This window comes from Bradyrhizobium genosp. P (genome assembly GCF_049949265.1).
Taxonomy (GTDB): Bacteria; Pseudomonadota; Alphaproteobacteria; order Rhizobiales; family Xanthobacteraceae; genus Bradyrhizobium.
On the sequence record NZ_CP188195.1, the window covers coordinates 8,647,297 to 8,659,325 of the forward strand.

A 12,029-nucleotide genomic window follows, 5' to 3' on the forward strand; every position below is an offset into this window, starting at 1 on the left:
ACGAACGGAGCCCCCATGCCGAACCCGCAGTTCTTTTTCGCCCAGCCTCAGTTTCGCGCGTCCGCCTCCGACCTTACGCTTGCGCTGGCCAGCGACTACTACCGATTCGAGGTGTTCGCCACGGCCGAAGATCGCGACGCATGCTGCGGGCCCACGGCACACCCCGACGTCAGGTACGTGCGGGCGACAATGCAAGACGTTGTGCAGAGCGATATCAGACTCGATGACATCGGGTGCGGGGTCCCCCTCGGTCACCCGCATTTCGAACTGATCATGGCACCCCTGTTCGATGCTACGATGGAGAAGCTGTTCCGCGACATGCCGAAGAGGTTGAAGTCGGGAACGCTCGCCTCGACCGAAATGCTCATCGCTCGCACCCGTTATACGATTGCCGCCGAATGCGACGGCGAGTGGGTCTTTTTCCCGGTCGAGGCCATGACGGCTTTCGAGGATGCCGATTCAAGCGTCACGGACCGGACCGTGCAGTGGCTGCACGACCGACTCGTCCTCACGACGTCACCCTCGCCGCCTGGCGCACGACCGAGTTAGCCCGGCCGGATCGGCATCGATCGTCGGTAGCCGCCGACCGGCGCTGCGCCGCAGAACCATCGATGGTGAAGGAGGGCCGTACTAAGTTGGTGTACAGCATCGGCGGCGAATCGCGTGGATTCCTGCGCCCATACCAAATGCTGGACTTCTGCGTTCTGCGCCACGCGGCACCGGCCATATCGGTGACTCGGCCGAGCGCCGTAAAGTGTCGGCGCTCGGCGGATATTGAGGAGAAATGCAGTCGCTACTGATAATCCAACATGAACTCGCGCATCGAGCGCGCCATGGTAACGGGGACGACCACCTCTACCCGGGAAGCAAGAAGGTCCTCGGCGTGGTCTCTCGCCTCCAGCTTGCTCATGAAGCGTGTCACCTCGTAGGGAGCTCCCACTTCGACGCGGCTGATGAGGAGATATTCGTCCGACACGTAGACAGGCGGGTAGGCATCCTGGATCGAATGGATGGCGTCTTCCGCCGTTTTCAGATCCGTATGAAAAGCCGAGCGGAATTCCTCGATTGCATCGAGCTCCCCGTCCTCTCGCAAAAACTGAAGGATGGCGTCCATGGGGTTGGCGCGCCTACTCATAAGGGTTGATCTTCCTGGAGAATGATCAAGCACGCCGATGGAATCGCAGCGCAGCACCGCTGCGCGTCCATCGACGGCTCGTGGGTCACAAGGTTTCAGGGCGCCTTATGGGCTTGGAGCGGCCTTACTCTGGAGAGGCCACTCCGCCGTTTCGCTACAGAATAGCCTGGCAGCATCAGTCCGGCGCCCCTCTCCCGGGACGCGCAACCGCTTTCTGGAACGGCGGACACGACCAAGATAGTCGGCGCGAGCCGAGCGGGCAAGCCTTCCGCAAAACATGATTAAGTCACGTTAACGATCGTCCGCTTCGAGATGCCGAACCGGTATGCGAAAGTCCTATTTCGCATGATTGACAAACTTGAGACTCCATGACACAGTGCTCTTATGCAAGATGGCGAACTGATCGTCAGCGAGTTCGCGCCCGGCCGAAGTTGATGACGGCGCCCTAACCGATACCAAAGCAAACCGACCGACGCACCCAGGAGACCAGCATGACGAAGCCCACCTCGATGTCCTCGCCGAACAGCGACCCGCGCGAACTCTTCATTCGCAGGGTCTTCGCCAGGCGCGTCTACGACACCGAGACGGCGAAATTCGTCCACGTCGTCTGCGACAAGGGCGGTCACCTCGCGTTCGATTTCCACGCCGAGTACACGGCGATGTATCGGACCCGGCGCGGAACCTTCTTCCTCGCCGGACAGAGCGGGGCCTGCGGTTGCTGGAAGGCGTACCGTGACGGTGGCTACCTGCCCGGCCAGGGCATCAGGGTGCTCGAGTCCAATGAAGCCCGCCGTCTCCTTGAACAGACGCGCGGGCCCCTTGCCGCGTACTTCGCCGTGACCGAGGATCCCAACGGGCAGCAGGGAGCCCACTGGAGATAGCGATCCGCAGCACCGCGCCAAAGGCGCGATGCACTCAAAGCCGAACGAGCCTCGCCGAGAGAGACAAGACGATGACCCGCAAACCGACGCCCTTCCTGCGCGACGTAAACTTCTTCAGCGAGAACCTCCAGGCCCCCCTGTACGGACATGAGGCGCCGCGCGAGGGCGAGGACAGCGGGGTCTACTATTTGGCGGTCGGAGTGGATGCGGAGGACATGAAGGCGCACCTCAAATCGCAACTTGCCTCCCCGCTCTGGCTGCGCCGCTGGATCTGCGATCCGGAAAATCCCTATGCGATCAAGCTTGTCGTTTTTCCGTACCGTAGCGTTGCGGAGGGCGCGATGGCGATCTATGCCGCTCTGGGCGTGCCGTCCGTCGAAGTCTCGGTCGAAGACCTGCCCCTCCTGCTCGAAGATTGCAACCAGATGCTCGTAGCGGAGGCGGACCGGCTAGTTCTCTGGCTGCTCGGCATTCGCCTGGGACCTATCCAACAATCGTTGGGGCAGCACCGCGACGACGAGATTACCAAATGCCTGCAGGACCCGCAGTCCGCGCGCGAGGCATGCTGGCTGCTGAATGCTCGCGACAAACTTTACGGTCGCAACGTCGTCGCCAAAGTCGGTGAACTGCCGTGGTCGGTCCGCGTGACAGAATGGGAAATCCTGCCCGCGCGCGCGGTGCACAAGGACGGCAACGCCGTCTATTTCGAGGGCGAATGGCGGTTCATGCCGCTGACCAACTTCTGGCGCCGCTACGGCAATCCGCAGTGGACCCCGTATCGCGACCTTCCGCGCGAATGGCGCTTCGATCTGGCGCGCGCCAACCTCCCCAAGCCGCAAAGGGTCGAGTTCAATGACGACGATGACGACGACTGCACCTTCATCTCCGATCCCGACGACGTCGACGAAAGCTTCGCCAATTCCATGTAGCGCCGAACCGAGCTTGGCGCGCATCAATAACGATCTCCTACTCTCCGGTTTCCATGATCTGCAGAACCTTTTACGGGAACGCTTTGAACCTCCGACCCTCAGATTCGTAGTATGTGTTCGGGCCTTTTCGACGGTACGCGACGACACGTTGCCATACTCCCGCCCTCCAAATAAGCTACTGATTAATCGTAGGATTTCGTACGGTGGCGAACTGTAGCGTGGTCCCACCTCGATAACTCTCATCGAGAACTTTCCCAGACTAAACCCAGACTAAGACATGGTGGGAGCGTGTATGACTGATCAGCGCCAGGTTCTGACCGACAAAGGCATTGAGCGTCTAACGCTGGCCGAAGAGGGGCAATACAAGGTCCGTGACAGCGAACTACCGGGCTTCTTCGTCTTGGTTGGCAAGCGCCGGAAGTCTTTCATGGCTCAAGGTGAATTTTGGCGCGACGGGGTTCGTGAATTCGCTGCCCAAGTGAAACTCGGCGACTTTGGTAAGACGACCACGCGCCAAGCGCGAGGCAAAGCAAAGGACGTGCTCGGGTCGATCGCCAAAGGCCAACGTCCCGGTGAGGCTCTCAAGATCAAGCTCGGCTCAATAACGCTTCGGCAGGCCTGGGAGCGCTACCGGGACGCGCACATGGAACGGAAGGGTCGCAGTTCAGGGACCATTGCAAACTACCGAGATCATATGGAGCGGCTGTTCAAGGATTGGCTCGACAACCCGCTCGCTCGACTCGGCCGACAGCCAAATCTAGTTGTTGAACGGCACGACAAGATCACGAAGGACAGCGGCCCCTATATTGCCAATGGCGCCATGCGCAGCCTACGGGCAGTCTACAACCACGCCCGGAAGACCAATACTGATCTTCCCGCTACGAACCCAGTCTGCGCCATCGACTGGAACAAGGAGCATCGACGAAACACCGGGATGGGACTAAACGATGTCGGTAACTGGTTGAAGGAACTCTACGTGTTGGATAACCCGCTAAGGCGGGAATTTCACCTGTTCACCCTTCTCAGCGGGTCACGGCCGACTGCGCTGAAGAAGATACGTTTGGAGCACGTCGATATTAGACAGAGGCTAATCCATATCCCGAGCCGAAAGGTGGAGAGGAGAAAGCATTCGACATCCCGCTATCGCGGCCGATGATCCGCTGCATCACCCGCGCAATCAGATGGGGGCGGATCATGTATCCCGAGCAAATGAACTCGTGGTTGTTTCCAGCCGACAGCGAAGTTGGGCATCTCGCGGAGCACAAGGAAGAACGCGACGTCCTTTCCAAATGGGGTAACGATCTGCGGCAGAGCTATCGCACGCTCGCGCAAACGGCAGGTGTTTCAGAGCTCGATATTCATCTGCTCATGAACCATTCGCTACCGGGCGTGAACGCAGGGTACATCACGCGTGACCGTCTAGTAAGAGATCACTTACGCCAACAACAGCAGAGAATATCTGAGCTAATTATTCATAGCCTCGACGTAAAGCGAGATCCTTCGTTAGTCCGGTGGCTCGCAAATGCGAGAGCCGAGGAGACTGCCTATCAGGCTGAACCACGCCAGACGGCGTCGATGGCTGCATAGACTGCAAGCTGTGGCCTATCGTTAAGCGTTGCCCTCCGAAGGCAAAAGGCCCAATTGTGTAACCCATGTCTCCGGAATGAACTGTCACCCATCCCTCAGGAAGGGCATCCATTACAGCTTCGTGACCTCCGCGACAGACCGATTTGGATTCTCGGGTTGGCGGAATTCAGGTTGAGGCTCGAGCTGCCCGGATAGTTCGAACATGTACGGACCTAAAGCTGGATCATATACGTCAGCGTCTGACCTCTTCCAGCCCAGCTTTGTCCACGCCCTCACCGCCGTCATTTCACGGGCCAGTTCATCATAGCAGACCGTCCACGCCTCACGGACGGCGGGCGTTAGATCTTCTCCAAGCACCTGTTCGAGGGTCCAGAGCAGCGCATTCCCTCACCGCGTCGTAGTCGGCGAACTTGACGCCATACTCCATATGACGGGCGGCAAGATCACCGATCGCAGGCGAAACCTTATCCCGCTCCGGTAGATTGTAGACGACCATAGCGAGCATGGTCATCAGCTTGAGGCCTTGAATGCGCATGTCGTTCTTGAACAGCGGCCGGAAACTCGCACAAGCATTGTTGCGAGCCTGCACCGCCTCGCGATGGTACCCTTCTACTTGGTTCAACAATTGGACTGAAATGTTGCATGGCTTGCGATTTTTGTCTGCGTAGTTGAATGTCGCCTCCGCGGCTGGGGAGGCACGATATAGTGCTCCGCAACGCTCCGATGGCGGTGCTCTCATCGCCCGTTTCCAAGCTTCTGTGGCCCGTTGCGTAGTCGCAGATATTCTTGGCACGGCGTCCGGGCTTCGACCCGAACCCCGAGCCCGATTATTATAATCATTGCCAAGGCCAGCATCGGTTTCCGCGTCATAGGGCATACTCGCAAGTGCTAGTGCCACCGGATACGCAACAGCATTCCCGTCTTCGTATTCAGTGCGAGTCTTTATATCACGATGGCCGCGCTCGGCGTTCCCCTGGTCTGTTCGGTGATGTCTACTCCAAGACCGCACGCCAAAGCTTGTGACCCATACGAGACATCGGCGAATGCGGCAAAGGGGGTTCTGAGCCGACCAGGCCGAAGCCAGTTTTCAATTTCGCTCCTCGCCCCCGAAGGAATTCGTTCGCGAAGCAAGGTTGATCTGCAATATCCAGCAAATCAACTTTGAGACCTGAGCAAAGGGCGTGTCGAAACGGTCGGCACCCTATCTGCGTGCGGCTCCAGCGATTAGAATGCGCGCAATTGTGGCGACCTAATCTGGCCACTTTGAAGACGTCGCGGCTAAATCGAAGGAATTTTGGCGAGCTGCGCCTCCGCCTGCGCGGCGAACGCCCCCGCCTCTTCGTGTCTCATCGAGATCCACTCGATCTCGCTTTTCTCGAGCGAGCGGGCGATCAGATTGAGGGTGTCGCCGACGACGCCATAACAATGCTTGACGCCTGCACTTTGCAGGGTTTCGACAATGATATCCGCGACCAGCTTGCCCATGACATAACCCATGCTGTGACCGTTCCTGCCACAGCGTGCTGCACCCAACTGCGCTGTCGGGGATTGGATCGGAATGCGAGGACTTGAACCCGCCTGCGCAGACGGCGCGCGGCTGCGGATGGCGCAGCTTTCAGCCGACGTCCTCGGTTCCGGATTGGATCTGGCCGAGCATCTGCACGGCGCGGGTCCGAGCAGGAAATGAAATTCCGGCCGGCATTCGATCAAGACTCGCGCTGAGATATTCGTAAGCTTCCGGCAAGCGATCCTGATTCAGCAACAGCCCGGCGAGGTCCGTCGCGGCCGTCAATTCGAACAGGGTGGCGGACTGGCGTTTGGCCCAGTCGATTGCCGATAGCAGGCTTTCTTCGGCGTCGAACTGATCCTCCGCGGATCGCGACGCCAGAATGAGCCCTTTCATCCTGAACAGGGCGGGCATGTGCAACAATTTGCCGGCGCGCTGCTGTTGCTCGATTGCATTCACCGTGAGGGTCAGCGCTTGCTCATGCTCACCGATGTCCGCGAGGGCCACGGCCAGATCGCAGGTAAAATCCATATTCAGCATCTCGTGGCGCTGGATGTGAAGCTCTTCCAGGGCTCGCTTCAGCAATTGGATCGCTTCAATGCGATTGTCTTGAAGGAGCAACCATTGCCCCTTCAAGCCTGTCGCTATGGCGCGATACGGCATCAGGGAATGCGTGACGGAGAGCTCGCTCAGTTCACCGATGTACTGGTTCGATTGCCTCAGGTCCGCCATGGTTAGAAACACAGGAAGGACCAAAGCCAGGGATCGGCAAAACGTGGCAGGGTTGCCTGACCTCTTGCCTTCCTCTCTGGCGCGCCTTGCATAGTCCAGCGATTGGTCGAGCAAGCCCCTGTACAGGAGAGAACGTGCCATGCCGACAAGCAGGAAGCTCGTATAGTGAAAAAGATATGGTTCCGTTCGAGAGCGTGGTCCCGACGCCAGGTGCCGGAGACCCGATTCGCAATGCAATTGGGCTGCGAGGTGATTTCCCAACAGATGTTCGGAGGCCGCCAACATTGCCTCCGCCAGCGCCAAGTCGTCGTGATACCCCGTCCTCAACGCCAGTTTCTTGCTCCGGACGGCGATGTCGGTCGCACCTCGAATGTCCATGATCCAGTGCGAATACATGAAAAGTCCGCTTAGGATCCGAAGCTCGTAGGCGAGATCTCCCCGTTCGATCGCAATCTCCAGCGCGTTCGCGAAAGCGGTCCGGACGTGTTGATCGTTACCTTCCGTGTGCATCAAGGCCAGCGGTATCGATGCAGAGATTTGCATTGCGCGGCGGGAGTGCCGATGCGGATGTTCCAGGCTTGCCATCGCGCGTTCTGCCCATGCCTGGCATTCGATCAGCAGCGACAGCTCGAGAAACACCTGCGTGGAAGCGGCGGCCAGTCGCGTTGCCGTCTCGGCATCGCCGTGCGGCCCAAAGCTCCATTCGAGCGCCGCACGGACGTTGCTCAATTGGTCGGAATAAGCCGCAACTCTTTCAGCGCCCGGCAGAGCCGATAGAGCCGCCCTCAGCGTTTCGAGGTGCCCGGCGAGGTATTCTGCATGCCGGCCAAAGACCATGTCGACTTCAGCATGCTCCTCCAGTTTTGCCAGTACGTAGGCTCGGGTCGTGTTCGGCAACCGATATTGTGCCTGCGCGGCATCGATTCGGGTTACTATCAGTGACTTCTCAACCAGGCCGGCGACCGCGTCGAAAATTTCGTCGGCGCCAACGCCGGGTCCACTCGCGACAGACCGCGCGCCGTCCAGGGTGAAATGGCCGACGAAAGGAGCTATGCGTCGAAAGACAATCCTCTCTGCGTGGGACAGCAGATCGTAGCTCCAATCCAACGTCGCCTTGAGCGTCCGATGTCTGGCAACTGCCGTCCGATGGCTTAGTTTCAGCAATTCCAGCCGGGACACTAGGAGATCAACCGTGCTCTTGAGGCCAAGGGCGGCGACCCGCCCCGCTGCCAACTCGATTGCCAACGGAATCCCATCCAGCTTTCGGCACAGCTCCGCGACGAATGGCGCTTCCTTGTCGGTGAGAACGACGCTACCTGCTGTCGCGGCCACCCGCCGTACGAACAGCTGCACTGCCGGATATCGCAGCACCGCATTTGCCGTTTGCTCTGAGCCGTCTGACGGAAAATCAAGTGGGAGAACCCGGCAGCAATGCTCACCTTCGACCTTCAGTAATTCTCGGCTCGTGGTCAGAACATGGATCTCTTCCGTTTGTTGGTAGAGTTGTTCGGCAAGCGAGGCGACCGCCTCGATCACATGCTCACAGCTATCGAGTATGACGAGAAGTTTTCGCGACCGAATGAGGTCGACCAGCTCCAGGCTTGGATCTTTCGATTTGAGTGCAAGTCCCAGGGAAGTCGCGACCGCCACAGCAACATGGCGCGGATCGGTGAGGCTTTCCAGATCGACAAAATAGATCTCGCTGCCAAACCTCTCGGCGACGGTGCGGCCGACGGCCAAGGCAATGGTCGTCTTGCCGATGCCACCGGGGCCGAGCAACGTTACGAACCGGTCATTTCGAAGCTTGTCGCTGACCTCCGTGACGACCGTCTCGCGTCCGATCATCATGATCGGTCGCACCGGAAGCCTGCCTTGGTGCCAGGACCTGGCGTTCCCGCTTTCCGTGGCGCCTCCAAGCGGAACCACCGTGCCGACGAACGAGTAGCCCCGTCCCTTGATGTTTGCGATGTAGCGGTTGCCGAACTGGCCGTCACCAAGCGCCTTGCGGATCGCGGCCACGTGGACCCGGATGCTCCCCTCCTCGACGGTCACATCCGGCCAGACGTGATCGATCAACTCCTGCTTTGCGATCACCTCACCCGGACGCTCGACAAGGTAGATCAGGATGTCGAGGGCCCTGCTGCCGAGGGGCAGCACCACGCCGTTGCGCCGAAGCCCCCTCTCCCTCCTCGAAAGCTCAAAGGGGCCAAACAGCAGATTTCCACGAAGCTGATTGTCAGCCATGGCTCTTGGCACGGGCTTGGGGTGTTTCTCCTGGATGTTCAATGATCCGCGCGAAACCCAAGCGTGCGTTCTTGATAGACATCAGCTTGCCTTCGGCTCCACGCGCGGATCTGAAGGGATCAGCGCGCGGCGACCGGCATGCGAGCTGCATACAACCGACGATGCCCGGCGCTTCCCTCTCGCTAACAGAGATCGTACACTTTCACCATTGTTTGCATCCCCCGAATGGGGGGAGGACCGACGTGGGTAGGGGGAGCCCTTGATCCAGCCACACTCCAGCCATCTGACAGATGGAACGGGCATCCTGCCCGGCGGAGGGCCGCTGCCTTTCCTCGCGACCAAGATCTTGCCGGCACGCTTCCGCGGGCTGGTCGCACGTCCCCGGCTGCTCGCGATCATGTCCGAGCTCCCGGCCAAACGACTTGCCGTCATCAAGGCGCCGGCGGGCTTCGGCAAGAGCTCACTGGCAGCCACTTGGGTCGAGACGCTCGAGCAAGACGGCAATGCCGTTGGGTGGCTGACAATCGATTCGGACGACGATGAGGCCACGCGGTTTCTGTTTTACGTCTCGCAAGCGCTGCATCAGGCCTGTCCGGACGTCGGCGCCGGCGCGATTGGGCTGATCCTCGAGAACAATTTGATCGACCCGACGGCGGTCCTTTCGAGCCTGATCAACGATCTGGCAGAGATAGAGGACGACGTTTATCTGTTTCTCGAGGACTATCACTGGGTCAGCGCGTCTCGCATTCATCAGACCGTTGCGTATTTTCTGAAGCACGCACCGTCCCACTGTCACGTGGTGCTGACGACGCGTACCGAACCTCCCCTGCCGCTCGCAACCTTGCGCGCCCGGAACCAGTTGATCGAGATCGATGCCGAAGCGCTGCGGTTCGACATGCAGGAGACAAAGGCGTTTCTGGACGGCACCAAACCCGGAGCTCTTGAATTCCCCGACGTCCAACTCCTGCAGCGCAAGACCGAAGGGTGGCCTGCCGCGCTGCGAATTATCTCATCCATGCCTTCGCAGTCCGGATCCGGCCTGAAGGAGTATGTCCATAATCTCTCGGGTTCGCAGCGTCCAATTGCCGCCTACCTGACCGAGATGCTGGATGGGCTTCCGGTCGAATTGGTAGACTTCATGCTGCGAACGGCCGTTCTGGATCGGCTCTCCGGTCCCCTGTGCGAGGCCGTGACAGGTTTGAGCTCGAGCCGCACGATCCTGGCATCGCTTGCCCAGCGCCAGATGCTGCTCACACCGCTCGACAATGATGGCGTCTGGTTTCGCTATCACACGTTGCTTGCCGACTATCTGCGACAGCGGCTGGAGGCGGACCGCGGCATCGAAGTTCCTGAACTGCACGGGCGTGCGGCCCTTTGGTACGCATCCCACGAATTGTGGACTGAGGCGGTCCAACACGCGATTGCAGCCGGCGCTTCCGATCGTGCGATCAGCTGGATCAACAATTGCGCAATGGCTTTGATCAAGAGAGGCGACCTCTTCACATTGCTGGAATGGCAGCGCCAGTTTCCCGACGAGCTCATGCGAGGTCAGTGTGAGGTCCGATTGGCGATTGCCTGGGGATTGGCGCTCGCGCTTCGTTTTGATGAGGCCCTGAAGCTCGCAGCCGACATAGAAGGCGATATCGCTGCAACGCCTCTGCCGGACGACAATTTGCTGTGCGAATGCCAGGCAATCCGCTCAGTTGCCATCGCGCTGAAGGATGACAGCGAAAGCGCGCTACCTCTGGCACAGGATTGCGTGAACCGCTCATCCGATCCCTGGACCGCGAACGTTGCCTCAAACGTCGTGCGCTTCAGCCATATGAAGACGGGCAACCTCAAGCAATTCCATGCGACGCCGTGGATTCCCTATTCGGTCGAGGAGGATCGCAGGAACGTATTTGCCTCTGTGTATCGACACTGCCTGAACGGGCTCGCAGAAGAGCGGCAGATACGTCTCGCGGCGGCAGATGAGCACTACCGCGAGGGCTTTCGGATCGCCGAGCAGGATGTCGGGCCGAATTCAGTTGCGGCGGCCTTGCCTGCAAGCCTGATTGCGCGAATCAAATACGAGCAAGGCTTGCTCGATGTGGCGGAGGCCTGGGTGATCGATCGCATCCCGTTGATCAACTCGGGGACGATGCTCGACTGCGTGTGGAGCACTTATTTCGTGATCTCCCGGGTCGCCGCTGCGCGGATGAACTTCGAGCGGGCCCGCACCCTGTTGGAGCGCGCTGAAAATCTCGGCGTCGCGCGGGATTGGGGAAGGCTCTCGGCCGGCGTGATCGCGGAGCAGGCTCGGCTCTATTTGAACGATGGCCGGCTGGATGAAGCCGCCGCATGCGTCGATCGCCTCGAACGCCTGGCACGGAAATACCCCGCACCGAGGCCTGGCGCCTGGTCGGAGATTGGATGGTACCACAGATTGACCCGCGCTCATCTGCTGGACGAGCAAGCGCGTCCCGGCGAGGCCATTTCAATCCTGCAACAATTGCAGCACGAAGCCGAAGCCATGGAGCACCGTCAGTTCCTGATCAGCATTGCGATCCGCCAGTCGGCAGTTCAGCTCGGGGCGGGCAAGGCCGCGGAGGCTGTGAGCCGCTTCCGCCGCGTGCTTGCCGCGTGCTCGGCGGCCGGCCTCTATCGGACCGTCCTGGACGAGGGGCCGGTCGTTTCCGAGCTTCTCCGGGTGGCCCGCGAGGGCGGACACGTCAACGCGGACATGATCCCTTACGTCGACCGGCTCGCGGCGGGCCTGCAACGAGCACGACAGGATCGTGCGGCGCCGAGCTCGAGCGCACGGATTCTCAGCGCATTGAGTCCTCGCGAAACTGACATTCTCACGCTGATCGCGGATGGATTGTCCAACAAGGAAATCGCCCGAAGCCTCGCTATCGGTCCTGAGACCGTGAAGTCGCACCTCAAGAGCGTTTTCACCAAGCTCGGTGTGGAGAAGCGTGCGCAGGCCGTCTCACGCGCACAGACCCTGGGCATCGTCACCACGCAGTGAAGCT

10 protein-coding genes are annotated in these 12,029 nt (G+C 59.8%); 6 read left to right on the forward strand and 4 right to left on the reverse strand.

Going from position 1 to position 12,029, the window contains the following annotated elements:
• Positions 1 to 15 precede the first annotated feature (15 nt).
• Positions 16 to 549 carry a hypothetical protein gene (locus ACP2YO_RS41525; RefSeq protein ID WP_426436971.1) on the forward strand — a complete coding sequence of 178 codons (534 nt, stop codon included), beginning with the start codon at positions 16 to 18 and terminating at the stop codon, positions 547 to 549.
• Positions 550 to 793: 244 nt separating this feature from the next.
• On the opposite strand, the gene ACP2YO_RS41530 is transcribed toward ACP2YO_RS41525, so the two are convergent.
• Complete coding sequence (locus ACP2YO_RS41530; RefSeq protein WP_426436972.1) at positions 794 to 1,114, reverse strand: hypothetical protein; 321 nt, start codon at positions 1,112 to 1,114, stop codon at positions 794 to 796.
• Positions 1,115 to 1,626: 512 nt separating this feature from the next.
• Here ACP2YO_RS41530 and ACP2YO_RS41535 point away from each other — a divergent pair.
• The 4 genes from ACP2YO_RS41535 to ACP2YO_RS41550 all read left to right on the forward strand — a co-directional run bounded on the left by ACP2YO_RS41535 (position 1,627) and on the right by ACP2YO_RS41550 (position 4,532).
• Positions 1,627 to 2,016 (forward strand): hypothetical protein, encoded by a 390-nt coding sequence (locus ACP2YO_RS41535; protein WP_426436973.1) that lies wholly within the window; start codon positions 1,627 to 1,629, stop codon positions 2,014 to 2,016.
• 71 nt (positions 2,017 to 2,087) lie between these two features.
• The gene (locus ACP2YO_RS41540) at positions 2,088 to 2,945 is read left to right on the forward strand and encodes a hypothetical protein (protein ID WP_426436974.1); all 858 of its coding nucleotides are present in this window, start codon (positions 2,088 to 2,090) and stop codon (positions 2,943 to 2,945) included.
• A gap of 292 nt (positions 2,946 to 3,237) precedes the next feature.
• Complete coding sequence (locus ACP2YO_RS41545) at positions 3,238 to 4,101, forward strand: integrase arm-type DNA-binding domain-containing protein (protein WP_426436975.1); 864 nt, start codon at positions 3,238 to 3,240, stop codon at positions 4,099 to 4,101.
• A 38-nt stretch (positions 4,102 to 4,139) separates the two neighbouring features.
• Positions 4,140 to 4,532, forward strand: a complete 393-nt coding sequence (locus ACP2YO_RS41550) for a hypothetical protein (protein WP_426436976.1) — start codon at positions 4,140 to 4,142, stop codon at positions 4,530 to 4,532.
• Between the two features lie 322 nt (positions 4,533 to 4,854).
• Here the strand turns inward: ACP2YO_RS41550 and ACP2YO_RS41555 are convergent, their stop codons facing one another.
• The 3 genes from ACP2YO_RS41555 to ACP2YO_RS41565 all read right to left on the reverse strand — a co-directional run bounded on the left by ACP2YO_RS41555 (position 4,855) and on the right by ACP2YO_RS41565 (position 9,015).
• On the reverse strand, positions 4,855 to 5,271 hold the full coding sequence (locus ACP2YO_RS41555; RefSeq protein ID WP_426436977.1) for a hypothetical protein: 417 nt from the start codon (positions 5,269 to 5,271) through the stop codon (positions 4,855 to 4,857).
• Positions 5,272 to 5,810: 539 nt separating this feature from the next.
• Positions 5,811 to 6,017 carry a thiamine pyrophosphate-binding protein gene (locus ACP2YO_RS41560; RefSeq protein ID WP_426436978.1) on the reverse strand — a complete coding sequence of 69 codons (207 nt, stop codon included), beginning with the start codon at positions 6,015 to 6,017 and terminating at the stop codon, positions 5,811 to 5,813.
• Between the two features lie 130 nt (positions 6,018 to 6,147).
• Entirely contained in the window at positions 6,148 to 9,015 is a 2,868-nt protein-coding gene (locus ACP2YO_RS41565; RefSeq protein ID WP_426436979.1) for an ATP-binding protein, read from the reverse strand.
• A gap of 259 nt (positions 9,016 to 9,274) precedes the next feature.
• On the opposite strand from ACP2YO_RS41565, the gene ACP2YO_RS41570 reads away from it, so the two are divergent.
• Positions 9,275 to 12,025 (forward strand): LuxR C-terminal-related transcriptional regulator, encoded by a 2,751-nt coding sequence (locus ACP2YO_RS41570; RefSeq protein WP_426436980.1) that lies wholly within the window; start codon positions 9,275 to 9,277, stop codon positions 12,023 to 12,025.
• Positions 12,026 to 12,029 lie beyond the last annotated feature (4 nt).